Here is a 25,564-nt window from a genome sequence, read left to right as displayed (position 1 = left end):
AAAGAGTCGTTTTTTCAAATAATGAAAAAACGACTCTTTAAAAATAGTAAAGAAATTTAATGAAAACAAAAAGAATAACGCAGTAGATTTAATAATCAGACGAAATTATTAAAATAATAATACAAACAGGAGTAGGTTATTGAATATATTTAATAAATATTATAATTTATCCAATTCATTTAAAATAAACAAGTCAACACTTTCATTAAACTTACGAGCAAAAAGTTTCCCTGAATCTCGTAAAACAAGCAAGTCATCAATCGTGAAAGTCTTTGGGCTTGCTTTACCTTCCGACCAATCAATGTATCTGAGATTGTCGTTCACCATGTCTTTTTGGTAAATTGAGTTGAAAAGAATTGTTTGAAAAACGATTTCATCGCTTCCCCAAGTAAGCTCAAAAAATCTTCTAACATTCTTATTTTTCTGTAAATAATCAACAATGTATTGAGCATGCTTAGCTGAAATGCTAAACCACTGAGAACGCCCCACTGGCACTAAATCATTAGGCATTTTTCTTAGAGGCATAAGCTTATTCAGCCATTTTTCAATAAAGTGTTTTCCAGCAAAATGATAATTACACAAGTGATATTTTGTTAATCTTGGAATTGCTTCTTGCCATTCATTTGCCACTGAAAGCGTGTGCATAAATGCTTTTCCGAGATTATTTTCAAAAAAATGGTGAATATCCGCAGTACTTTTTAAAGGATAATCCTGACCACTCAATAAATTGACAAAATCATATTTTTTATCAGTTACTAAAATCTCCTCAAAACTATTGACGGTAGCTTGTACAATACTATAAGCTCCCCAGTAAACACTTACTCTATTTTTAATAAACCTAACATTTTCCGACTTCAAAAAAAGAAAAGGTTGAATGTCAGTTTTCAAATCAACGTGGATATAAAAATCGGCATCGGGATGCGTCAAACGCTCAATCAATCTACTTAATTGATGCGGATTTGCATGAGTTAGTATCAGATGAGCAATTTTCATAAGTTAGTGGCTTTAGTTTTAGATAAGAATTGTTGAAGCATCATTTTTAGTTCATCCAAACCTACACTAAAAAAGCCCCAAAGTGTAAAGTCGAGGTATTTTTTTAACCAGAAATATCCAAAAAACACACCCGCTAAAAATGTAAATAAAGTGGCTAAAGCTACGCCATTGATATTGCCAAAAAGATAAATACCGACGAAATCGAAAGTAATATTGGTAGCTAACATTACTAAAACTTTGTAGAAATTGATTTTAGGTTGATGAATAATGTCAAGCGTAACACCCAAAAATCTATCGATCGGAAAAAACATTGCAAAGCACATAAAAATCCGATAAACCGATACTGCATGTGTACCAGAATATTGCTTTCCGCCCAAAAGCGTGATAGCAACATCGGCCAATAAAACCGCTAATATTGATACAGGAAACAATGCCAGTGTAAGCGTTCCTGCATATTTTTGCATAATGGCCACTACTTCTTCTTTTCTTCCTTTATTAAACGCTTCCGACATTGATGGCATGCCCGTAGATAAAAATGCTCTCAATGGAATTTCGATAATTTCCATCAAACGCATCGGAATCGTAAACATAGCAACCGCCGCTGGCCCAGCCGTTCCTAAGACAAACATGATGATAAATGTATCTGAACTTCGGAGTAAATTCGTACTAATGGTAGTTCCAACACTATATTTTCCGAAATGAAATAATTCCAATATACTTTCTTTGGTTCTTTTGCTAAAAGTTCGGATTCGAGTCCACCCTTGTGAAATACAGTATAAACTCACCAATCCAGAGCTAATAGCATTAATAATCAGCACTAATTCGAGGTCTAATTTCTTAAAAATAATTATACCAAGCACCATCAAAATAAATGTACCTTGGTTGATAATACGTAGCAGTAAAAGTTTGTCGAAACGCTGGTCTGATTGGAGAATCCAAGAACCGATGGCCGAAGGTAGCGTAAATAAGAAGGTAATACCAAACCATTTGATAACACTAGCCATTCCGATATTATTAATAGATGGTAAGAAGAAAACCGCCCCAAGGTTAATGATTATCAAGATACCTGTAATGAGTAAACTTAGAAACCACACAGACCCCAAGACTGCATCTGCTCGCTCTTTTTCGGCACCAGTATAAAACTTTATCATGGCAACCTGCAAAAAACCAGTCCTAAAAGTATCTAATAAAACAAAAACTGATTGAAAAAAGAACCAATAGCCAACATCGTCTTTAGCCATAAACCGCAGTAAGATACCAACAGTTACCATTGCTAAAACCGACATCGAAGCATTGCCAACGAGCGATAGAAAATGCTTATTTTTAAGTTTTAGGAGAATACTCTGGAGTTTTATCATAATCGGAAAGTACGTTTTTTCTTTAAAAATTCTGAGTGCATAACACACATTGCAATGCACTATTTGGTCTGCAATAATTGCCCTTGAACAGCATATATTTGTTCAACGCACGCCTCCCAAGTATGGCCTTTGGCACAACTAATGGCAGCATTTCTTTTTTCTGGAATTTGTGGCAATAATGCTTTTTCGATTGCCTTTTTATATTCATCTGCTCCAATTGCCAGTTCAACATGCGGTAAAAACATTTGCATAGCAGGTGTGTCTGTGGCAACGGTTGGTTTTCCCATTGCCAGATATTCGTCGATTTTTCTTGGATAATTGCCAATCGTTAAAGCATTGACAAGTTGTGGATTCATGCAGACATCTAAATGCTGAATATATGAAGGCAATTGATTTGGCTTTTTTGACCCTAAAAAGTGTACGTTTTTGATAGTATGTAGGCGACTTTCCTGAAACATAATTTCTTCTGGTCCAATCAATACAATTTGCCAAGTTGGGTTAGCGATGGCAACTTGTTCGAGCAAATTAATGTCCAACCTCTCACCCGTTAAAAAACCAACATAACCAATACGTGGATGAGCAATATTGGCCAAATCTGTTGGTTCTTCATATACATAATTAGCTTCATACATATCTGTTTCACAACCCTGCCCAATATCTAAGCTAAGTTTATTATGACTTCTGGCACAATCGGCTAAATAGGCTGAATTGGCAAAAATAGCATCGGCTAAAGCAATCGTTTGAGGCTCTACCCTACTTCCGTGAAATTTAAAGTATGGATGCTCTGTTAAGTTATCTCGGATATAATAAAAACTTAATAATGGCTGGAAATATTTTTTAGTAAATAAACCAGTAAACATTTGACTATCATTAAAAACTGTACAGTTTTCTTTAGTCCAGCCTAATTTTTTAACAGCCTTTTTAAGGCTATTAAAAAAACCTTTCCCATTTCTTTCGTTGAGGAAATTGTAGATTGTAACATTCTTTAGCCAGTTTATGGAATGCGAAATACTTTGTGGTGTATGCACCCACAAGGCATCCGTCACTTTAACAGTGTTTTCACCAAAACCTAAAGCCAATTTAAGCCTTTTTCGGCCATGCTCCGTTTTTATTTGCTTAAATATTGACTTTATATCCATAGCAGGATTTACATATAAAACAGGTTGTGTTTTACTTAGCTCGACTGCTAAATTTCGTGCATTACTTCCTAAATTTAATTCCCACTCTTGTTGGGCAATCAATATAAATGCTTCAGGTCGTCTCGACATATTTTTTTGCTTTTAGTTTTCAAACCTTGTTTGAAGCCCCAAATAAGACTAAGAATAGCAGGTATGGCAATGATATCCCAAGGCATAATTAATGGCTGTTTTGTGTTGAATCACCGTGTGGTGTATGAATGAATTGCTTCCGAGCTTTTCCTATTTTTAACATGGCTTTTAGCATTGAAACTAATGCTATCGGTATTTGTAAAAATGCTTTTAACAATTGTTTATTGTACCATTTTGATGGAATTCCCATCATTAATGCAATTGTCAGAGCTAAAAATAGTCCAATACTAAAGTTTAAAAATTGACTCGAAAAGAAAAAAGTAAAAACTAACCATAAACCTAATGCACCGACCAACATCACTCTTGGAAATAAGTAAGTTTGAAAAACTTTGTTGAAAAACGCAACATTTCCTTTGAAAAGTTGAAACCAACCTTCGATAAAATATTTCTCAAAAAACTCTACTTGTGTTGCCAGCCACCTACTTCGTTGTTGACTAAAAACATCGGTTTTGGCTACTTTTTCATCATAAACATATTCTCCGTCTAAAAAAGCAACTTTCTTTTTGAGTCGAACCAGTCTAAACTCCAGTTCTTTATCTTCGCCTGAGGTATCGCCAATATCTTCTAAAAGCGATACAAACAATTTCCAATCAAAGGCCATTCCACTACCAATAAGGGCCGAAGGTAAACCTACTGCCACATGTCCCCTGCGAAAAATGTGGTTGTTAATTTCTTCTGTACAGGCATCTAAAAGAGCAAATGGCGTTTGTGTATTTTTGGCTGTTCGATGCCCTTGAACTGCTTCATAGCCTTGGTCGAAGGCATTATTGACTGCATGCAAAAAACCATCAGCAATATGATTATCAGCATCTAAAATCAATAAGATATCTACTGGTTCATGGATGGTAGCTTCGATTGCTTTTTGAAGAGCTTTTCCTTTCGTACTTTTTTCAAAACTTACTTCTACTACCTTGATTGGCAAAGTTTTGAGTGTTTCTAAAGTTTTTTGTGAAAACGAATCTGCAATGATTACGACCTCAAAAAACTCTTTTGGGTAATCTTGCTGTATAGCGTTTTTGGCTGTCTCAATTATTACTGAGTCTTCTTTATATCCAGGAATGAAAATGCGAATTTTTCTCAAAGATTTGGCTTTAAGAAAATGCGTTTTTGTGCCTATTTTTCCAGCTAATGAAAAAAATAACAGATAACCCACTTGAATAGTGAGATAAACCAAAATAAAATATTGAATCGAGGTACTCAGGCTTTGTATCATGGGGTTGGCATCAAATCTATTTTTGTTTTTCCGATAAATGTAGATGAATGATTTTGGGGTTCTTTATGTGGCGGTTCTGAGAAATTCCATACCAGAGCTTTCCATATAGACTTGGAATGTTCCCATTCCTTCTTTAGTCCATGCCTTATAATATGAACAACCGACGAAACCATTACAAAGAAAGTGCTGGCAATCAACCATTTGAAGCCACTATAATTTCGACGAATATATAAAAAACGATTTCTGTAAATATAGTAAGTCTTAAATGGCGAATTCTTACCTGTTGAAACCGACTCTTTATGATAAATTTCAGTGCTTCCTACATAATGCACCTCGTATCCAGCTTTTTTGAATCTCGCCGCCCAATCTAATTCCTCGTAATACAAAAAATACATTTCGCTCATCTGACCCACCTGATTCAGTAATGCCATTGGAATCATCATTGCTGCTCCATTTGGCAGATCAGTTTTCCTACAATCATCAAACTGCCCATTATCTTTTTGTAGGTAACCAATATCATAACTACGACTGGTGAGTGGGTGAAGTCCAATAGCTCCTGCATACTGAATCGTATCGGGCATATAAAAATACTTTATTTTGGGGCAAGCCATGCCACATTTTGGGTGAGTTTGCAAATAATCTACTAACTCTGTCACTAAATTAGGCGTCACTTCAGTATCATTATTGATAAAAAAAGCAAACTCTCCTTTGGCAAACTGTAAGCCTATATTATTCCCTCCCGCAAAACCAAGGTTTTTGGGGCAACTAATATGCTTAATAAAAGGGAATCTTTCTATTAACCCTTTTGAAGAATGCTTAGGTGAAGCATTATCAACCACAATAACCTCCCAATTTTGGTAGGTTAATTTAGAAAGTGAAGCAAGCATTTCTGCCGTTACTTCTGGAGTATCGTAATTTACCGTGATAATCGAAACTAAAGGTTCTTTCATATAGTAGTAGTTTGAGTTTGCGGGGTATCCCACCTCGGACTTAACCAAATCAATGTCCAACTGATATACACAATCATCGATGATGGCATCGCATTTAGTACTTCATTTCCATAGCTACAAAGTAAAATACCAGTTGCCCCCCCACACAATGACATCAATTGGTTTCTTAGTACTGGGTCACGGGTTTTCCAAATAATTCCAGCCGATTTTCCAGTGATATAAAGCATTATTCCAAACCAAATAATGAAGCCTATAACTCCATACATTGCCCATACTTTCACATACAAACTATCAGGTGGTATTTGTGAAATGTATTTATCTTGATTATAGGTTGTTCCCCACTGACCAATAGTTCCTACTCCTGTACCAAATGGTTTGGTAGCCAAATAGTCTTTCAAGATTTTTTGGTTGAACAATCTTACTTTCAAAGATGGGTCTTCGGGATCTAATGATGTTCTTAATCGTTGAATTTGGTCATTTCCACTGCCGATAGATGTAAATTTCAAAACTCCTAAAAAACCAATACCAACTAAGCCACCTAAAACTAAAATCTTTACTTGTTTGCTTAAAACCAAGAAAGTAAATCCACCACCAACTAAAGCAGCCATTGCCCCTCTTGTACCCGAAATCAACATTCCATAAAAAATTACTGCCCCAGCAATTCCATACCAAATTTTCTTTTTTTGAGTATGAGGTCCAATTGCCAAAATGATGCACATGATTGCTAATTGGGCTTGTGAGGCTCCAAATTGTCCTGCTTCAGAATAATATGAAAACACCCTTAATTTACCAAATAAGATATGTGTTTTCTTTGCACCAGCCTCTAACCAGCGATTTTCAGCATCATCGACGCCAATAAATAATTGTTTAGCTCCATATAAAGCACCAACAAATGACAGAAAAATGATAATATTCAAGAATAAGTTTATATCTGTCTTTTTATTTAATACTAAAAAAGCTAATGGAATTGATAAAACCCAATATAAAGTTGCCGACCTCATTTCGTAAAACCAGCCTAAAAAACTGGGTCTTTCTGGATTCCCAATTTGTAATACGGTGATTCCAAACCACACAACTGCCAACCAAACCAAATCGTTATTGAGGTGCCGAAATCTAAATCTGCCACTTCTATGAAAAAAAATACCAAGCCATGTCAATACCAATAGACCATCTTGTCCTAAACCAAACTGCGGGCCTTCAATATGTTTACCAAGAGTTGACTGAATAAAACAATAAACAATAAAAACCAAAAGCCCAATCCGAGGTTTTAAAAAAATTAAGGATACAAAACCTATCACAAAAGGAAGTACTAATAATAAAATACCGAATGACATTCCTTTTCTGGCAATTATCCACCCAAAAGCAACTGCAAGAAATAAAGCTGGAATCAACCCAATATACTTTATTTTATTTTTATTCGATATGTAAAAAAGGTTACTTTCCATACTTATTTACCTTCCTATAATTTATATCTGGGGAAGATTGAAAATAGCTTATCGAATTTTTTTTCTATTACCAAATTCAAATTTTACTACTCGTTTTATGAGTGTCCGAAGAAAAGTTCTCTTTTTAGGTACTTCTCCAATAAACTCTTCTGCAAAATCAGTATCTACACCATTCAAAATAAATAAAGGTTTATTTCCTGTTGTTTTAGTGAAAATTGATAAAACATCCTTGTCTATTCTGCCCCAAACTCTATTGGCTCGGCACAACAAAACTGCATAGTTAAGCTGCGGAAAAAGGTCTGGTTTAATAATAATATCAGCCAATGCTGGAAACTCAATCAAGATAAAATCTTTGGTTTCGTTTGATTTAGTTTCAATTTCGGCCAAAGCACTATCTAAATTTATAGGCTTAGATAATCCTAATAATTTATTATCAGAATTGTTGATGGTTAAGGGTAAATATGAAGGCGTATTTTCAGTAGAATTATTCAATAAGATTTGTTTTTCTACCCTATAGCCCAAATTACCTAATTCTTGCTCCAACAAGTTAATAATGGTAGTTTTCCCTTCACCTCTTTCGTTACTCAGCACGCCAATAACAATTGGTTTAGCTTTCGCATCAACTGTTGAAAGAAACTGTTGAATTAAACGTAGATTCGCTTTTTTAACAAATTCAGGGTTTTCATTCAATAAGGGATAAATTCCTAATAAAGGAGCATCTATGCTTTTTTTAGCTCTTGTTGGCTCAAGTAAAGTTCGATTTATCAAAGCATTTGCTAAAATAAAAGCCAATACTAATACAAAACCAACCACAAAACCAACTACAACCAATACGAGTCGTTTTGAAGCATTTGGCTTTAAAGGCAAAAATGGTGGGTCAACAATATTAAGTTTAGAAGTAAGTTCGGTATTTTGTTGAGTCAGACGTGCCATATTTAATCCATGTAATAACTCCAAATACTCCTGTTCTGACACGCTAATCTGCCTCTCAATTTTTTTCAACATAGCCCCCAATGGAGCAAACTTTTTGTATTCTTCTTCAAATTCTTTTTTACGTCTATCCATTACAGCCAACTTAGCTTTGCTTTGTTCATAAGCGAGCGTAGTTTTTAGCCATTCATCAAGCACACTCTTAGTCGGAATTCCGTTAGGTGTATTGCTTTCAATTGATAATTTATCTAAAGTGGTTTTGAGGCTTGCTTCAGTCCGTGCTGCCACACTTTTTAAACTATCCACTTGTTTTTTATTACTACCGTCCGTATTTACGATTTCACTGAGTGCTACCTTGTTATAAATATTTGCCAGTTTTTCTCTTTCTCTTATAATATCTTGCCCATAAAACACTTGATTATTTCGACCTTCGATACTACTATTTACTTTATTCAATGACGAATTAGCTGCCATTTTTTCCATCTCCAAATTGTGGTTCTGTGCGTACAAAATCTCTCTTTCGCCTGCCACTGCCTTGGTCTGTTCGTAATAGTTAATGATGTCATTATTTTTATTAAAATTCAAAAAATTAAGCTCAGAAGAATCAAGTTTGGCAAAAGCCTTTTTTGTTTCAGTTTCAAAATATTCTACCACAGAACCAGTTTGTCCCTCACGTAACAAACGATTTTTTCTAATAAAGGTCTCTTCCAATAATTCGAGCGTTCGCTTACATATTATTGGGTCGCTTGTTTCGTATGAAATCTTAATCAAGTCACTATTACTAATACGTGAAGCTTTGATATTTTTTAAGGCGTCAAACGAATAATAAGGGTTTTCTGAATAAATAAGTTTGTAGATAACGTTTTCATCAGCCTTTCCAGCAAAGCTGGCCAAAGCCTTTCTTGTTTCGAGAAAAGTTTGTTTAACGATTTTACTTTTAAAATCATCAGGAATTAACTTTTGTAGTTCATCATAAGCACCCCAAGTCAAAATAGCTGGATCATGTTTTTTCAAAGAGAGGTGTTCGGCAAGCAAATCTATTATTACATCTTGCTTAGTGTCTCTTGATTCAATCAGTGATAATAAATTGTCAAAGGCATTGCTGGTAGCATAATAATCAGCTTTGGCAGTTCCGTTGAGATTATACCCTGAAGCAAGACCTGTATAGATTGTAGATTCCGACGAGTATATTTTTTTTTCGTTTCGGGTAAAATAGTAAATCGAGGCTGCCAAAATCATAGGGATTAAGATCAGCCAAATGATATTTCTTGAGAGAAGTTTTAAGAAATGCAGGAAAGTCATTTTACTTGATTTAACAAATTAGAAAAACTAGTGCCAGTATAGGCATCAAGCATCATAATAGTTGTTTGAAATTTATTGACAAACGTTTCGTAATCAATCTTGGACTTATTGAATATATCTAATACTCTTGAATTTTGTTCTACGGTTATTTGTCCCTGTAAAAAATCCTTTTCAGCCATTTTATAATTAATTTCGGCTGCTTGTCTATTGACTCTGCTTATCAGCATGATTCTATGAGCCAATTTTAACTCTTGATAAAGCCTTATTACTTCTTGTCTTACAAATATTTCAGCATTGTCTTTTTCAGCCGAGACCATATCTATTTGCGACTGACTTGTTTTAATTAGGTGCTTACGACTAATAATACTTGTAATAGGGAGCTGCAATCCGATACCGATGTTATAAAACCCTGTTTGCGAGGTTGTCAATACATTGGTATTATTGAGTGCATTTACTGCTGAGTAATTCGTTCCATAATAATAACTTGATTGTAGCGAAAGGCCACTATAAATAGCGTTTTTATTAATTTTTTGATTAGCAATTGCCAAATCGATACTGCTTCCAATTCTTCTGATTTCGGGCGAGAATTTTTGAGCTGCACTTATCAATGTTGGCAAAAGTTGATCATTGGCAAATGCCTTGGTCAATAAAGAGTCGGTTGATACTCTTTGGCACATTACTTTTGTGGGAATCAACCACAGGCCAATCCAAACTACTATTCCAAAACCATATTTTCTATACCAAATCATTTTTCGATTTACATTTAAATAATAGACAACTAACGAAGTATCAAAAACTATGCCTTCATTGTTGATTAGCAAAGGTATATTTTGATTATTTGGTTATATGATCATTAGTTAGGTCTGTCACTAAGTTTTGATTGGTAAATATTTAGCATTTTTTGAGCAGTATTTTGCCATGTAAACATACTTGGACGTAAAAAACCAGAATTTATTTTTTGTTGTCGTAGTTTATCATTTTCATAGGCTACTGTCATTCCAGCGGTTATCTCCTCTACAGAATATGGATCAACTAAAAATGCTGCATCACCAGCCACCTCGGGCATTGCTGAAATATTAGAAGTCACAACGGGCGTTCCGAAAGCCATTGCTTCCAATATCGGTAAGCCAAAACCTTCTCGGAACGATGGATATAAAAACACCTTTGCCTCGGCATACAATGTCAATAAAACATTTTCAGTTACAAAACCTGGAAAAACAAAGCGATTTAAAAAAGAGATCTTTCCAATTTCAGTTAGAATATCTGAAACAAAAGTAGGTTTTAAGCCTGTGATTACTAATTGTACATGGGTGTTGACTTCAGCAAACGCCACAAATGCCTTAACTGTATTTGTTACATTCTTACGTGGTTCAACGTTTCCGAGAAATAAGAAAAAATCTCCTTCTAAATTTAGCTCTCTCTTTGTCTGATTGATTGTTTCTGTATTGGGTTTGATGCCAAAACGCCCACTTACACCATTATGAACAACTGTAATTTGATTCATTTGTAAGCCCAAAACTCTAATTATGTTAGCTTTTTCTACTTCTGAAATTGTTATGATGCGTTGGCACTTTCTCACAATCTTTGGTACAAGCCATTTGCGATAAAGATTTCCAAATTTTTGATAATTGGTGGATGTATTTTTACCAACTGTTTTCTCCATAAAAATCACATCATGCAGCGTCAAAATCAAAGGCACTGTAAGAAAAATAGGAGCTGTATTACTCGTACAATGAAGCACATCAATACCGTATTTTCGAGCATAAATTGGCAGCATGATTTGTTCCCAAAAAACATAGTTCCCTCCAGGCACTTCAACGATATGAAAGTTTTTGGTTTCGCTTATGCAAGTATTATCTTCATCTGGTTTCACGAAAATAAAATACTCATTCTGATTATCAATTACTTGCAAAGCCCGAATCAATTCTACGGCAACGATATCCATACCGTGCTTGTGTGGGCGAAAAATTCTCTGAGCCTCAATACCTATTTTCATTTCAGGAAAGATTAAACCAATTGTTTCAAACGTTTTAAATCATCAATGATAACCAGTTTTGCATGGTTTATCTCTATTGCCAAATTTTCATATTTAGCCAAAAGCATTTTTTCATCTTGATTTGTCTTGGCAGATAATTCAAAATCTTGGATTTTAGGATGTAAAAATGTGAGTCCAACCATTGAAAAAGTCGGTTTTATTTGATGAACCATCTGTCCGACTTCCTTGAAATTTTTATTATTAAGCTCGTCAATGACTCTCTCCCAAATTGGAATATTATCTTCTAAAAAGGATTCAAACATTATTTGAACGATCGTCAAATCGTCGCCATACATTTCACGTATGTAATCAGAATTGAGTAATGGATTGAAAGCAAACATCAGTATGTATTTTTTATAAGAAAGTTAGTGCAAATATTATACCATCCAGCTCATTAAAAAAAACTTTCTAAGCTAATTTTAAAGATTAAACTGAAAGCCTTAAGTAGATTCACTGACAATCAAAATGATTTTTCAGTTTTGTTGATGTAGTAATCTTGCAATGACTAAATAACTTTTATGAGCTTTTAAGTACAGATGTCACCCAAGTAGTAAAATTTGATTATTTAAAGTTGATGGCTTTTATCGAACTTCGCATTTGATAGGAAAGAAAAGTTAAAGCAGAGGGAGAAGGCTAATTTTTTTTAGCGTCTTTTATAGAATACTAAATTTAAGTTTAAAATAGATAAGGGTATAAATACCTTTATCTATTTTAAAATGACAACTTAATTTTCACCATAAGTGGTGTACTGAGGGCTTAATATATGTATTATAAATGGCATTCATGGCAAATATTTGGTCGTCACTTAGATCTGGAAAATCTAAAGCGGCAACATTTGCCAAAACCTGTTCTGGGCGTGAAGCACCTGGAATAATTGTACTTACGGCATCAAAACCCAAAATCCATTTTAGGGCAACAGGAGCTAAATTTTGTTCGTTTGGAAACAACGCTTTTAACTCTTCCACCGCAGTAAGTCCAGTTTCGTAATCAATACCCGAAAAAGTTTCTCCTTTATCAAACATTTCACCATTTCGATTGAAATTTCGATGATCACCTACTGTAAAAGTTGATTGTTTTGAGAACTTCCCTGTCAATAAACCACTTGCCAAAGGCACACGTACAATTATACCAACATTCTTTTTTTTAGCTTGCTCGAAAAATAATTCAGCAGGACGCTGGCGAAATGTATTGAAAATTATCTGAACAGTTGTAACATTATCAAATTCAATTCCTTTGAGTGCTTCTTCCACTTTTTCGACACTGATTCCGAGATTCAAAATCTTTCCTTCATCTTTCAATCGATCAAATAATTCAAAGATTTCTGGGCGATAATAAACTTCAGTTGGTGGACAATGGAGCTGGATCAGATCAATCGTTTCGAGCCCCATATTTTTAAGACTATTTTCTACAAATTTTCGTAGAACTAAAGGTTGATAAGCTTCATTAATATGCGGATTAAGTTGACGTCCACATTTTGTTGCGATAAAAATTCTTTCTGAACGACTTTTCACAAAACCCCCAACCGCTTTTTCGCTTTCGCCATCACCATAAACATCGGCAGTATCAATAAAATTAATGCCTGAGTCAACGGCTGAGTTTAATATTTTCTCAGCATTTGAATGGCTAAAATCATCTCCCCAAACACCACCAACTTGCCATGTACCGAGACTTATTTCGGACACTTCAAAACCTGTTTTGCCTAATTTTCTGTATTGCATAATATATTTTGGGTAATTAATTTTAGTTAATTCTGTTAATTTATTGCCTTTTTATACGAAGAATCTCTAACTATCAATTCTCCTTTGATAACCCTCGTATAGGGTTCAAAAGTTTCTTTATTGATGATGTTATCTATCAGAATATTAGCTGCTTCTTGCCCTACTAAATAAGGAAACTGGTTAAAGACTGTTAGTGATGGCTCAAAAAGTGAAGCGAGTAAATCATCTCCAAAAGCCACTAAAGCTATTTCATCAGGTATTTTTATGGCTTTTTGTTTAAGCGTTACCATCATTTCAATGGCATTTCCATAATGCACCGAAAAAATCCCATCGGGTTTTTGGGGTAAATTAAGCCAAGCCAGCAGAGCATTAAGCGAGTCTTCTTTTTTAAAATTACTGTGAAAAATTAAATCTTGTTCAATCGGTAAACCATATTTTTGAAGTGCCGCTTTATAGCCATTTAGTCTTTTCTGACTAATTAATAAATCTTCAGGGCCAGCAAAAGCGGCAATCCGTCGGCAACCTTTCTTTATTAAATGCTCAACTAAAGCAAAACTACCATCGAAATCTTCTTGAATCACTTTTGCGGTCTCCAGTTCGTCGCAAACTCTATCAAAATGAACAATCGGAATACCTTTTCTTAAATGCAATTTTATATGTTCAAACGAATTTGTTTCTTTACTATGGCTAATCAAAAGTCCGTCTACACGGCTTGCCATTAATGCTTGTACATTTAGGACTTCGGTACTATGGGATTCGTTTGACTGGCAAATCATAACCCTATATCCAGCTTCTGATGCAACTTGTTGAATTCCAGCAACTACCCCAGCAAAAAATGGTCGTTGAATATCAGGAATGACAACCCCAATGGTGTGTGTTTCGCCTCTATGAAGACTTTGAGCCAGCAAATTCGGTCGATAATCCAACTCGTTCGCAACCCTTATAATTTCTTGGCGTGTATTCTCGTTAATTTCCGGACTATTATTTAAGGCACGTGAGACCGTAGATGGCGATACACCCAAGACTTTTGCAACATCGACAATTGTTATTTGTTGGGATTTTTTGCTTGTTACTTGGTTTGGCTGATTTAGAGTAAAATATAAGTCACATTCCTTACAATAAAGTCGCTGTTTGCCTCTCACAAAGCCCGACTTTACAATCATTTCTACTTTACCACATTTTACACAAGTAATCATTTTAGAATTGTACTTTTATAATATTAATACACTCAATTTCAGTTTTAAAATATCAATTTTACAATTGGTGTATTTACCAACAATTTAACCACTAAGAGATAACTTTTGATACTTTTAAAGTGAAAATAAACTATCGGAATCGTTTCCGAAAACGTATTCGATAGTTAACAAATCCCATTGAGTAAAAATAGTCATAAAATTCTTTAATAAATACAATCAAGTATAACTATATTCAAATTAGCATTAAAAAAAAACACTAATAAAACAAAAAACATAAAAAAGCAAAAAACAAAGTTTCGACAAATTTAATTGTACTTTTTTAATAAAAACCTACTTTCTTTTCATAGCAAGTTTTATATATTGTTCTTGCTGAATGTATAGAATAAGCCCACTTTTCATTGAGACTATGAAGTTAATTTTAAATATATTTCTGACCCTTTTTCCAATATTTGCTTACTCAATAAATCCAACTAATGTTGTTGTTTTTCAGGCTTCCAAAAATAGTTTTTGTATATCCTCTAATAGACAACAGTCTGCTATTTTGGTAGATTCGACTGACTTTAAGGGCGTACTGCGAGTTGTGTATGACCTACAAACGGATATTGAACGAGTGACTGACAGAAAAACTAATGTTTTGTATGAATTACCAAAACAAAAAAAAGTAATCATTGTAGGAACACTGGGTCAAAACAAATGGATTGATGCACTTGTCAAACAGAATAAAATTGATGTCAAAGACCTGAAAGGTAGATGGGAAATGTTTGTGCAACAAACCATCAAAAATCCATTTCCAAATATTGAAGAAGCCTTAGTAATTATAGGTTCGGATAAAAGAGGAACAATCTACGGAGTTTATGATATATCAGAACAAATGGGTGTTTCACCTTGGCACTTTTGGGCAGATGTACCCTCGCAAAAGCACCAAGAAGTCTATATTTTAAATGGACGATATAGCAATGGCGAACCAAAAGTAAAATACCGAGGAATTTTCTTGAATGATGAAGCTCCGTGCCTATCAGGTTGGACAAATGAGAAAAATGGAGGTTTCAATCATAAACTTTACGAAACAATATTCGAGCTAATTCTGAGATTGAAAGGCAATTATCTTTGGCCAGCTATGTGGGGAAACGCCTTTCACGCTGATGATCCTCTGAATCCAGTTTTGGCCGATGAATATGGAGTAGTTATTGGAACTTCTCACCACGAACCTTTGATGAGAGCTCATGATGAATGGAGAAGATACGGCAAAAATAAAGGCAAATGGGATTATGCAAAGAACGATTCAACACTACGTGAGTTTTGGAGAGAAAGTGTGAGAGAACGCTACAAATACGAAAACATTTTCTCGGTGGGAATGCGTGGTGATGGTGACGAGCCGATGTCTCGTGAAACTGCAACAACTTTACTCGAACAGATTGTGAAGGACCAAAGAAAAATCATTGAAGAGGTTTCGGGGAAACCTGCCTCTGAAAAACCACAACTTTGGGCTTTGTATAAGGAAGTACAGGAATATTATGAAAAAGGTATGCGTGTGCCTGATGATATTACACTACTTCTCTGCGATGATAACTGGGGAAATATCAGAAAATTGCCAAATCTGAACGAAAAACCACGAAAAGGCGGCTACGGAATTTATTATCACTTCGATTACGTAGGTGGCCCACGAAACTATAAATGGGTCAATACCAATCCTTTACCTCGGATTTGGGAGCAAATGAATTTGGCGTATCAATACAATGCCCGTGAAATTTGGATTGTCAACGTGGGTGATTTAAAACCAATGGAATTTCCGATTTCGTTTTTCTTAGATTTCGCATGGAATCCTGAAAAATGGACACTCGAAATGCTTCCATCCTACTCCAAAACTTGGGCTAAAGCAACATTTGGCGAAAAATACCACACCGAAATAGCATCTTATCTTGAAAAATATGCTAAATATAATGCCCGTATAAAACCCGAATTATTGAATGCAAAAACCTACAGTTTGGCAGGGACTGATAACGAGTGGAATCGAGTCGTAAAAGAATATACAGACCTTGCAAATGCTGCCCAAGCAACTTATCAGACAATTGAGCCAGCCTATAAAGACGCCTATTATCAGTTAGTCCTTTACCCAATTTTGGCATGTGCCAATCTCAACCAAATGTATTATGCCCATGCTAAAAATCAAGAAGCAGCAAAGCTAAAACTGGTAAGTACGAACCAATGGGCTGATAAAACCGAAGAATTATTCAAAAAAGACCAAGAACTTAGCGATTATTTTAATAAAACTCTGTCAGGTGGCAAATGGAATCATTTTGCCGACCAAACACATATTGGCTATACTTATTGGCAACAACCCAATAAAAACTCAGTGCCAAAAGTTACAAGATTAGACGCTAACGAGATTAGTAGAACAGAACAAACTACTTCTACAATTCAGAAAGAAGATTCGGTAAATTATCCCAAAAACTTCAAAGGTTTTGTTGAAGAAAATGGATATGTTTCAATAGAAGCTGAGCACTTTTCGAGAGCTTTCAATATGAAGAAGGTTCAATGGAAAGTTATTCCTGACATTGGTCGAACAGGTAATGGAATTACGATTTTTCCAGTCAATATTCCATCCATCGAACTTTCGTCCAATAATCCACGCTTGGAATATGATATATTTTTGACAAAAGAAGGTGAAGCCACAGTGAATCTGATTGTTTCGCCAACGCTCGAATTTAATGACAATAAAGGTTTGAGAATTGCGATTTCGATGGATGATAAATCACCTCAAATTATTGAAATGCACGCTAATAGAAGTCAAAGAGAATGGGACAAAATGGTAGCTCAAAATGCCAAATATCTAACAAACAAATGTATAATTAAAGGCACTGGGAAGCATACATTAAAGATTTGGGCAATCGACCCAGCAATCATTATTCAAAAAATAATTGTAGATTTAGGTGGCTTAACTCCTAATCATTTGGGGCCAGTTGAAAGCAAAATGGTAAAATAAATAAGAATTTTACAAATTGCTTTTAGAAAACACTTTTACATAAAACTTACAAATGAAACTATTAAAACTTTCGGCACTATTATTCTGTCTATCCAGCATTTGCACCGTAAAAGCACAAATTAGATTACCAAAACTGATTTCGGATAATATGGTTTTGCAGCGTGAACAACCCATCAAAATTTGGGGCTGGGCAGAGCCAAAAGAAAAAATCACGTTGACTTTCAACAAAAAAAACTTTAAAACCATAACCGCTGAAAATGGGAAATGGGAAATCATGCTTCCAGCCCAACCAACTGGAACAGGTTTTGAAATGCTATTAAAGGGGAAAAATGAAATTTCTATCAAAAACATTGCATTTGGTGATGTTTGGCTTTGTAGTGGGCAAAGCAATATGGTTACTCCAATGGAAAGGGTAAAAGAAAAATATCCTGACGAAATTACTAATGCCAATTTCCCTGACATTCGTAATTTCTTTGTGCAAACCCTAACTGATTTGAACACCCCAAAAGATGATTTTCCACAAGGTCAATGGAAAGCGGCAAATCCTAAAGATATTCTTGCTTTTGGGGCGGTTTCTTATTTTTTTGCCCGAGAAATTCACGAAAAATATAAAGTTCCGATTGGAATTATCAATAGTTCTGTCGGTGGAACACCTATCGAGGCATGGATTAGTGAGGGTGGATACAAAAACTTCAATGATATTCAAAGAACCATTGCTCGAAACAAAGATACAAGCTATGTAAATTCGTTTAATCGTCGCCCTTCTTTTCCAAGAAGCAATACTCCCCAAATAAAAGACTTAGGAATTATTGAACATTGGGAAAGCCCAGAGTATCAACCAAAAGGCTGGCGAAATATGAATATTCCAGGCTATTGGGAAGACCAAGGAATCAAAGATTTGAACGGTGTAGTTTGGTTCAGAAGAACTTTTGACGTCCCTAAAAGCTGGCTCGGTAAACCTGTGAAACTTTTCATGGGTCGAATCATTGATGCGGATGAAATGTATGTGAACGGCAAAAAAATTGGAAATATCACTTATCAATACCCGCCACGTCGTTATGAAATTCCTGCCGAGCTATTGAAAGAAGGTAAAAATACATTCGTCATCAGAGTTACAAATTCTGCTGGAAAGGGTGGTTTTGTGCCTGACAAACCATACTACATGACAGTCAATGGCGATGAAATCGACCTCAAAGGTACATGGCAATATAAAGTGGGTGAAGTTTATCAGCCATCCAATTTAGGTGGATTTGGAGGTGGCGGAATCAACCAACAAAATCAGCCAACTGCTCTCTACAATGCCATGATTGCCCCAGTTTTACCTATGAAAATCAAAGGATTTCTTTGGTATCAAGGCGAAACAAATGTTGGTAATCCAGAACCCTACAATCAATTATTACCAGCTTTAATCAACGATTGGCGAAACCTCTGGAATGACGCAAGCCTACCCTTTTTCGTGGTACAACTCACTAATTATCAAGACATTAACTTTACTCCTACAGAAAGTAATAACGCATTGCTCAGAGAAGCACAAAATCAAGCACTTACACTACCTAACACTGCTGTAACGGTTACGATTGATTTGGGTGAATGGAATGACATTCACCCGCTTAACAAAAAAGACATAGGCAAGAGACTCGCACTTTCGGCAAGAAATATTGCTTATGGCGAAAAAGATTTAGTGCATTCTGGACCAACTTTATCAGCACAAAACATTGAAAATGGCAAAATTACACTCACATTTAGCAATGTAGCCGACGGCATCACTTCCATAGACGGCGAAGAACTCAGATGGTTTTCGATTGCCGACTATGACAAAAAATTCGTTTGGGCAAAAACCAAAGTAATTGGAAAAGATAAAATTGAAGTTTGGAACGAAGCAATCAAAAGTCCAAAATACGTTCGCTATGCTTGGCAAGACAACCCCGAAGGTGTAAACTTTTATAATTCGGTCGATTTACCAGCTTCACCATTCCGAACCGATATTGAGTTATTAGATGAAACAAAAGCATGGAAAGGCAAAAAATGCTCAGTTGTACTTACTTATGATGACGCTCTAAATGTTCATCTTGACAATGTAATTCCTGCGTTAGACTCTCTGAATCTTAAAGGCACATTTTACCTAACTGCTTCATCAGATGCAGCCACCAAAAGAATTAGTGGGTGGAAAAGAGCGGCAATGAATGGTCATGAATTGGGAAATCATACGCTTTATCATCCTTGCGATGCTTCATTGCCAGGCATGAGTTGGGTAAAACCCGAATATGATTTAAGCAAGTATAGTTTACGAAAAATGCAAGATGAAGTAAAAATGTGCAACGCTTACTTAAAATCAATTGATGGAAGAGACAAACGCACTTTTGCTTTCACTTGCGGACATAAGAAAGTGATCGAAGGCGAGTTTATTCAAACACTTACAAATGAATTTGTAGCGGCACGTTCGGTCAGAAGTCAAATGCACAGCATTGATGAGCAAAATCTGATGGATATTGATTGTTACAGCATGGAAGGAACTTCGGGCGAGCAAATGATTGAATTAGCAAAACAGGCTCAAAATTCTGGCAAATTACTCGTTTTCCTATTTCATGGCGTTGGCGGTGAGCATGGTTTGAATGTTTCAAAGGAGGCTCACAGCAAGCTTCTTCATTATCTTAAAGAAAACGAAAAAGATATTTATATTGATACCATGCTCAATGTAGCTGAGCATATTAAACAAATAAAAAGATAATGAAAACTATTACGAAAATTGTCCTTTTTAGCAGTATCAGTCTTTCTACTTTTGCTCAATTTGGACTCTCTCCTGCCCAGCGAGACAGTATCAATAAACTCACAACCAATGACCACAATAATATGCTCATGCAACTGAACATTGAGCGTACGCAACTTCGTAGGGGGCCTTCGGGAAATCCGAAAGATGCCAATGCAGCTAATAGTTCGGAAGAAAAAGTAAATCAATATACTTTACCTGATGCTTTAGTTTTGAAGAATGGGAAAAAAGTAAAAACCGCCCAAGAATGGCTTGAAAAAAGAAGGCCTGAAATAGTAGAAAATTTTGAAAGTGAAATATATGGCCAATTACCGAAAAATATCCCATCAGTTACGTGGAAAGTGATTTCAGTGAAAGACACAATGATTGGAAATCAAGCGATTAAAGAAAAAACGCTCAAAGGCACTGTCGATAATTCAGCTTATCCCGCCATCAAAGTTGAGATAAATTTATTGGTCGCAACACCCGCCCAAACACCCAAACAAGTGCCTGTTGTTTTGGAATTTGGTTTTATCCGCTCCCCTTTCGGGCCCAATACAACTCAACCTATTGGTTTAGGTTCATCAGGCGAACCTACTTGGAAAGAACAACTTATTTCACGTGGCTGGGGTTACGCTATCATCGACCCAAGCAGCGTTCAGGCCGATAATGGTGCAGGACTAACAAAAGGAATCATTGGCTTAACTAACAAAGGAAATTTCAGAAAACCTGACGATTGGGGAGCCTTACGAGCATGGGCTTGGGGAGCCAGCCGAGCTTTAGATTATTTTGAAACTGATAAAGATGTCGATGCCAAGCGTGTTGCTATTGAAGGTCTTTCACGTTATGGAAAAGCCGCTATCGTTGCTATGGCTTTTGAACCACGCTTCTCATTGGGTTTCATTGGTTCATCTGGAGCTGGTGGTGTAAAAATTCTCCGCAGAGTTTTCGGTGAACAAGTTGAAAACCTTGCTTCATCAGCCGAATATCATTGGTTTGCGGGCAATTTTATCAAATATGCCAGTAAACTCACTCCCAACGACCTACCAGTTGATGCTCATCAATTAGTAGCTTTAGTTGCACCTCGACCAGTTTTTATTAGTTCGGGTTCACCACAAGTTGAAGGCCAATGGGTAGATGCCAAAGGTATGTTTCTGGGTGCTGCTTATGCTGGTTCGGTCTATCACTTATTCAATAAAAAAGATTTAGGAACAATGGATTTTCCTAAGCTGGGAATGCCTTTGGTAGATGGAGAAATTGCTTTCAGACAACACGCTGGTGGACATAGTACTGGCCCGAACTGGAGTACTTGGATAGCGTGGGCGTGCAGATATTGGGGCGATTGTAAATAAATTAAGCAAATTCAAATTCAAAGTGTTGAGTTAGTTTTCTTTGATAGATAACTGTGGACTATCTACTATTCACTGTTGACAATTAAATACAATCTTTTTTTGATACATTTTTTGCAAAAAGAGTAAATAAAAACACAAAAGTTGAATTATTTTTAGAACTTAGTGTATTAAACAAACAAAATACAAAATGTTAAAAAAATCGTTTTTCCTTTTTTCAATTATCAGCTCAACCGTGATTGCACAAAATAAACCTATTCAGTTTATTACGCTCGACCCTGGGCATTTTCATGCTGCTTTGGTTCAGAATAAAACCTACGACAATGTCGAAAAAGTTGTAAATGTCTATGCACCCGCTGGACAAGATTTACAAGACCATCTCAAGCGAATTGAGAGCTATAATACTCGTGCCAAAAACCCAACCAACTGGCAAGAAAATGTTTATCAAGGCAGTGATTACCTGGAAAAAATGCTTACCGAGAAAAAAGGCAATGTCTTGATAATTGCAGGAAATAATAAAAAGAAAACCGAATACATTTTGAAAGCCGCAGATGCAGGTATTAATATTTTAGCTGATAAGCCTATGTGTATTGATGCAAAGGGCTATGCTCAGTTACAAAAAGCTTTTGAAGCTGCCAAGAAAAACAATGTTTTATTGTATGATATTATGACCGAACGTTCGGAAATTACAACGGTTCTTCAAAAAGAATTGTCGCAGATTTCTACTATTTTTGGAACAATCAAAAAAGGAACGCCAGCAGACCCATCAATCATCAAAGAAAGCGTACATCATTTTTATAAATATGTTTCAGGAAGTCCACTTAAACGCCCAACATGGTTCATGGATGTTTCACAACAAGGCGAAGGAATTGTTGATGTAACCACGCATTTAGTTGACTTGGTACAATGGGCAGCCTTTCCGAATATAACACTATCAACGAAAGATGTGGAACTTACATCGGCCAAACGTTGGCCAACAAGCATGACACTCAGTCAGTTTTCGTTGATTACGGGCAGTTCTAATTTCCCTGAATTCTTGAAAAAAGACCTAAAAAATGATACTACACTCAATATTTTTGCCAATGGTGAAATCAATTATCGTTTGAAAGGTGTAAATGCAAAAGTGAAAGTTCTGTGGAATTATAGCACACCTGAAGGTGGCGATACTCATTATTCAATTATGAAAGGTACAAAAGCAAATCTTGAAATTAGACAAGGAAAAGACGAGAAATTTGTACCTCAACTCTACATAAAACCATTAAATCTAAGTGATTCTGAACTCACAAGTGCTTTTGAAACATTAAAAGCAAAGTTTGCAGGAATCAATCTAAAAAAGCAAGGCTTAGAATGGTTAGTTGAAATTCCAGATGTGTATCGCACAGGTCATGAAGCACATTTTGGTGAAGTAATGGATAGATTTTTAGATTACAAGGCAAAAAATCAACTACCAGTTTGGGAAGTCCCAAATATGCTCGTGAAATATTATACAACGACCAAGGCGTTGGAATTGGCAAAGAAAAAATAAAATATTTCCCAATTTTCGTAGGTACAGGGCATGACCTGTACCTATCCATTATGACACATTGCAAAACATTAATTATTATACATGAAAAAAGAACATATTTTACTCATTTTTTTGTCAATTCTAAATTTTGATGTTTTCGCCCAAACCAAAATTGTAGCCCAAAAATTCAATTCAAAAATTGATATTCTTATCAATAATAACCTTTTCACGAGCTATATTTTTTCACAAGACGAAAAATACCCGTTCTTTTTTCCTGTAAATGGGCCTTCAAATGCCAGTGTAACTTCAATGCGAAATGGAAATTATCCGCATCATAGTTCGTTGTTTTTTGGTTGCGATAAAGTAAATGGTGGTAATTATTGGCAAGAAGGACTCGAAAGAGGACAAATAATTTCATTAAGAGCTGATATCATCGAATCGGGTGCTGATAAAGTTGTGATTCAAGATGAATGTATTTGGCGACGACCAAATGCAAATTCTCCAGTAAAAGATATTCGTAAAATTACAATTACTGCCCCATCGAAAGATGTTTATCAACTTGACTTTGAGATTACGATGGAGATGTTGATGGATGTAGCGATTGAAAAAACAAACCACTCTCTTTTCAGCGGTAGAATGGATGCAGATTTGGCGGTTATCAATGGCGGAACTATGATAAACGCCAATGGAGAAAAGGGAGAAAAAGAAACTTTCGGCAAAAAATCACCTTGGATTGATTTTTACGGAAATCGTGGCAATAAAATCGAAGGAATGGCAATTTTACAACATCCATCCAACGAATGGTATCCATCGCCGTGGTTTACTCGTGATTATGGTTTTTTCTCGCCAACTCCAATGTATTGGCCACAAAATGATAAAGAAACGACTTTAAAAAAAGGACAAACAATCAAATTGAAATACCGAGTTTTGGTTCATTCAGGCGATACTGCAACTGCAAAAATTGCCGAACAATTTGAAAAGTATAAGACAGAGTAGTTATTGGGAAATTGGTTACTGGAAAACAAGTTAAATACGGTTCTCAGATTTTAAATCTGGTTGTAAACAATTGCCGATTTATAAATGGCTTAAACACAAAAATATCATTCAAACCTATCATAAAAACATGGAACGCAGAAAATTTATTGGTCAAGCACTCACTGGTGTGGCAGCCGCAACATTTGGCATTCCGACAATCGTGCCTTCAACGGTTTTCGGTAAAAATGCCCCCAGTAATAAAATTAATATTGGTCAAATTGGTTGTGGTCGTATCGGCCGTGACCACGATATGGTTGGCACCATGCAGCATGATGTGGCTCGTATGATGGCCGTTTGTGATTTAGACCAAAATCGACTAAAAGATGGCAAGCTTCTCGTAGAAAATTATTATAAGAAAAAAACAGGACAAGATAAATATGTTGATGTAAAAATGTACGACGATTATCGTGAAATGCTTCTCAACAAAGACATTGATGCCGTAATTATCAGTACACCCGACTTTTGGCACGCTCAACCAGCCATCGAAGCTGCTCTGGCAGGAAAAGACATATACCTACAAAAACCAACTTCATTGACAATTACTGAAGGTCGATTATTGAGTAATGTCATCAAAAAAACAGGCAGAATTTTGCAAGTGGGTACACAACAACGTTCTTCTCCCCAATTTAGAATTGCTGCTGAATTAGTGCGTAACGGCCGTATCGGGAAATTACATACCGTAAAAGTTGGCCTTCCAGGCGACCCAGCAGGGCCTTCTTTCCCAGCCATGCCAGTTCCCAAAGGATTTAACTATGATATGTGGCTCGGTTCAACTCCCGAAATGCCATATACTGAAAACGCTGTACATCCACAGGTCGGTTACGGTCGCCCAGGTTGGTTACGTATCGAGCAATTTGGAGCAGGAATGATTACAGGTTGGGGACAACACCATTTCGACTCAGCCGCTTGGGGAATGGATACTGAATATACAGGCCCAACAACCTTGCAAGCAGTAGCTGAATTTCCAAAAAGTGGAAATTGGAATGTACACGGAGACTTTATGGTCAAAGCAGATTACGCAAACGGTGTAACGATGTACACCAGTGGAGGCTTCCCGAATGGAATTAGATACGAAGGAACAGAAGGTTGGATTTTTGTATCTCGTGGAGATTATGTTGCTTCTGCCAGCGACCCAGTTTCTAAAGCAAAAAGTAGCAAAGCTCTCGATGCCAGTGACCCAAAAATTTTGGAATCTGTTATCGGAGAAAACGAAATCCATTTATACAAAAGTGCTGAACAACACGGAAACTGGCTCGACTGTATTCAGAGCCGAAAAGAGCCAATTTCGCCGGTAGAAATTGGTCACAGAGCTTGTTCTGTTTGTTTGATTAGCCATATTGCCATGAAACTTCCTCGTAAACTAACTTGGAATCCGACTACCGAACGCTTTGTAAATGACGATGAAGCAAACGCTATGCTTTCACGGACACAAAGAAAACCATATGGTACTGATTATATAAAAATGTAAAATTGAGATAC

The 25,564-nt window shown here is 36.0% G+C and carries 18 protein-coding genes; 6 read left to right on the top strand and 12 right to left on the bottom strand.

Features of this window, described 5'->3' with window-relative positions; all coding sequences use genetic code 11:
- Positions 1 to 159 precede the first annotated feature (159 nt).
- The 12 genes from A6M55_RS03650 to A6M55_RS03595 all read right to left on the bottom strand — a co-directional run bounded on the left by A6M55_RS03650 (position 160) and on the right by A6M55_RS03595 (position 14,468).
- Positions 160 to 993, bottom strand: coding sequence for a beta-1,6-N-acetylglucosaminyltransferase (locus A6M55_RS03650; RefSeq protein WP_064196516.1), 834 nt, complete (start codon positions 991 to 993; stop codon positions 160 to 162).
- Positions 990 to 2,351, bottom strand: a complete 1,362-nt coding sequence (locus A6M55_RS03645; RefSeq protein WP_064196515.1) for an oligosaccharide flippase family protein — start codon at positions 2,349 to 2,351, stop codon at positions 990 to 992. Before A6M55_RS03645 ends, A6M55_RS03650 begins: the two co-directional genes overlap by 4 nt.
- Before the next feature lie 59 nt (positions 2,352 to 2,410).
- Positions 2,411 to 3,619: a glycosyltransferase gene (locus A6M55_RS03640; protein WP_064196514.1), complete on the bottom strand. Its 1,209-nt coding sequence runs from the start codon at positions 3,617 to 3,619 to the stop codon at positions 2,411 to 2,413.
- 88 nt (positions 3,620 to 3,707) lie between these two features.
- Positions 3,708 to 4,892 carry a glycosyltransferase family 2 protein gene (locus tag A6M55_RS03635; RefSeq protein ID WP_064196513.1) on the bottom strand — a complete coding sequence of 395 codons (1,185 nt, stop codon included), beginning with the start codon at positions 4,890 to 4,892 and terminating at the stop codon, positions 3,708 to 3,710.
- Positions 4,889 to 5,842, bottom strand: a complete 954-nt coding sequence (locus tag A6M55_RS03630) for a glycosyltransferase family 2 protein (RefSeq protein ID WP_064196512.1) — start codon at positions 5,840 to 5,842, stop codon at positions 4,889 to 4,891. Before A6M55_RS03630 ends, A6M55_RS03635 begins: the two co-directional genes overlap by 4 nt.
- Entirely contained in the window at positions 5,839 to 7,287 is a 1,449-nt protein-coding gene (locus A6M55_RS03625; protein WP_064196511.1) for an O-antigen ligase, read from the bottom strand. Before A6M55_RS03625 ends, A6M55_RS03630 begins: the two co-directional genes overlap by 4 nt.
- Positions 7,288 to 7,335: 48 nt before the next feature.
- Positions 7,336 to 9,456, bottom strand: coding sequence for a hypothetical protein (locus A6M55_RS03620; RefSeq protein WP_197491652.1), 2,121 nt, complete (start codon positions 9,454 to 9,456; stop codon positions 7,336 to 7,338).
- Between the two features lie 59 nt (positions 9,457 to 9,515).
- The gene (locus tag A6M55_RS03615; RefSeq protein ID WP_156510974.1) at positions 9,516 to 10,340 is read right to left on the bottom strand and encodes a TolC family protein; all 825 of its coding nucleotides are present in this window, start codon (positions 10,338 to 10,340) and stop codon (positions 9,516 to 9,518) included.
- Between the two features lie 32 nt (positions 10,341 to 10,372).
- Entirely contained in the window at positions 10,373 to 11,515 is a 1,143-nt protein-coding gene (locus A6M55_RS03610; protein ID WP_064196508.1) for a glycosyltransferase family 1 protein, read from the bottom strand.
- An 11-nt stretch (positions 11,516 to 11,526) separates the two neighbouring features.
- On the bottom strand, positions 11,527 to 11,895 hold the full coding sequence (locus A6M55_RS03605) for an Hpt domain-containing protein (RefSeq protein WP_064196507.1): 369 nt from the start codon (positions 11,893 to 11,895) through the stop codon (positions 11,527 to 11,529).
- A gap of 390 nt (positions 11,896 to 12,285) precedes the next feature.
- Entirely contained in the window at positions 12,286 to 13,272 is a 987-nt protein-coding gene (locus A6M55_RS03600; protein ID WP_064196506.1) for an aldo/keto reductase, read from the bottom strand.
- 35 nt (positions 13,273 to 13,307) lie between these two features.
- Entirely contained in the window at positions 13,308 to 14,468 is a 1,161-nt protein-coding gene (locus tag A6M55_RS03595) for a LacI family DNA-binding transcriptional regulator (protein ID WP_064196505.1), read from the bottom strand.
- A gap of 406 nt (positions 14,469 to 14,874) precedes the next feature.
- Here A6M55_RS03595 and A6M55_RS03590 point away from each other — a divergent pair, with 406 nt between their 5' ends.
- From A6M55_RS03590 to A6M55_RS03565, 6 genes are all read left to right on the top strand, one after another.
- A complete protein-coding gene (locus A6M55_RS03590; RefSeq protein ID WP_156510973.1) occupies positions 14,875 to 17,451 on the top strand; it encodes a glycosyl hydrolase 115 family protein in 2,577 nt (858 codons plus the stop codon).
- Positions 17,452 to 17,503: 52 nt separating this feature from the next.
- Positions 17,504 to 20,179 carry a sialate O-acetylesterase gene (locus A6M55_RS03585; protein ID WP_064196504.1) on the top strand — a complete coding sequence of 892 codons (2,676 nt, stop codon included), beginning with the start codon at positions 17,504 to 17,506 and terminating at the stop codon, positions 20,177 to 20,179.
- A complete protein-coding gene (locus A6M55_RS03580; RefSeq protein WP_064196503.1) occupies positions 20,179 to 21,549 on the top strand; it encodes a hypothetical protein in 1,371 nt (456 codons plus the stop codon). The genes A6M55_RS03585 and A6M55_RS03580 overlap by 1 nt, the downstream gene beginning before the upstream one ends.
- 187 nt (positions 21,550 to 21,736) lie before the next feature.
- Entirely contained in the window at positions 21,737 to 23,071 is a 1,335-nt protein-coding gene (locus tag A6M55_RS03575) for a putative oxidoreductase C-terminal domain-containing protein (protein ID WP_064196502.1), read from the top strand.
- An 81-nt stretch (positions 23,072 to 23,152) separates the two neighbouring features.
- The gene (locus A6M55_RS03570; protein ID WP_064196501.1) at positions 23,153 to 24,046 is read left to right on the top strand and encodes a PmoA family protein; all 894 of its coding nucleotides are present in this window, start codon (positions 23,153 to 23,155) and stop codon (positions 24,044 to 24,046) included.
- Between the two features lie 127 nt (positions 24,047 to 24,173).
- Positions 24,174 to 25,553, top strand: coding sequence for a Gfo/Idh/MocA family protein (locus A6M55_RS03565; protein ID WP_064196552.1), 1,380 nt, complete (start codon positions 24,174 to 24,176; stop codon positions 25,551 to 25,553).
- The last annotated feature ends 11 nt before the right edge of the window (positions 25,554 to 25,564 follow it).

It is taken from the genome of Emticicia sp. MM, from assembly GCF_001649495.1.
This window is presented reverse-complemented; position numbering and strand designations above follow the sequence as displayed.

Coding starts and splice junctions, on each gene's coding strand:
- A6M55_RS03625 (WP_064196511.1), bottom strand. CDS start 7,287: ATGGAAAGTAACCTTTTTTACATATCGAATAAAAATAAAATAAAGTAT.
- A6M55_RS03605 (WP_064196507.1), bottom strand. CDS start 11,895: ATGTTTGCTTTCAATCCATTACTCAATTCTGATTACATACGTGAAATG.
- A6M55_RS03565 (WP_064196552.1), top strand. CDS start 24,174: ATGGAACGCAGAAAATTTATTGGTCAAGCACTCACTGGTGTGGCAGCC.
- A6M55_RS03650 (WP_064196516.1), bottom strand. CDS start 993: ATGAAAATTGCTCATCTGATACTAACTCATGCAAATCCGCATCAATTA.
- A6M55_RS03635 (WP_064196513.1), bottom strand. CDS start 4,892: ATGATACAAAGCCTGAGTACCTCGATTCAATATTTTATTTTGGTTTAT.
- A6M55_RS03620 (WP_197491652.1), bottom strand. CDS start 9,456: ATGATTTTGGCAGCCTCGATTTACTATTTTACCCGAAACGAAAAAAAA.
- A6M55_RS03585 (WP_064196504.1), top strand. CDS start 17,504: ATGAAACTATTAAAACTTTCGGCACTATTATTCTGTCTATCCAGCATT.
- A6M55_RS03595 (WP_064196505.1), bottom strand. CDS start 14,468: ATGATTACTTGTGTAAAATGTGGTAAAGTAGAAATGATTGTAAAGTCG.
- A6M55_RS03590 (WP_156510973.1), top strand. CDS start 14,875: ATGAAGTTAATTTTAAATATATTTCTGACCCTTTTTCCAATATTTGCT.
- A6M55_RS03570 (WP_064196501.1), top strand. CDS start 23,153: ATGAAAAAAGAACATATTTTACTCATTTTTTTGTCAATTCTAAATTTT.
- A6M55_RS03640 (WP_064196514.1), bottom strand. CDS start 3,619: ATGTCGAGACGACCTGAAGCATTTATATTGATTGCCCAACAAGAGTGG.
- A6M55_RS03630 (WP_064196512.1), bottom strand. CDS start 5,842: ATGAAAGAACCTTTAGTTTCGATTATCACGGTAAATTACGATACTCCA.
- A6M55_RS03610 (WP_064196508.1), bottom strand. CDS start 11,515: ATGAAAATAGGTATTGAGGCTCAGAGAATTTTTCGCCCACACAAGCAC.
- A6M55_RS03575 (WP_064196502.1), top strand. CDS start 21,737: ATGTTAAAAAAATCGTTTTTCCTTTTTTCAATTATCAGCTCAACCGTG.
- A6M55_RS03645 (WP_064196515.1), bottom strand. CDS start 2,351: ATGATAAAACTCCAGAGTATTCTCCTAAAACTTAAAAATAAGCATTTT.
- A6M55_RS03600 (WP_064196506.1), bottom strand. CDS start 13,272: ATGCAATACAGAAAATTAGGCAAAACAGGTTTTGAAGTGTCCGAAATA.
- A6M55_RS03580 (WP_064196503.1), top strand. CDS start 20,179: ATGAAAACTATTACGAAAATTGTCCTTTTTAGCAGTATCAGTCTTTCT.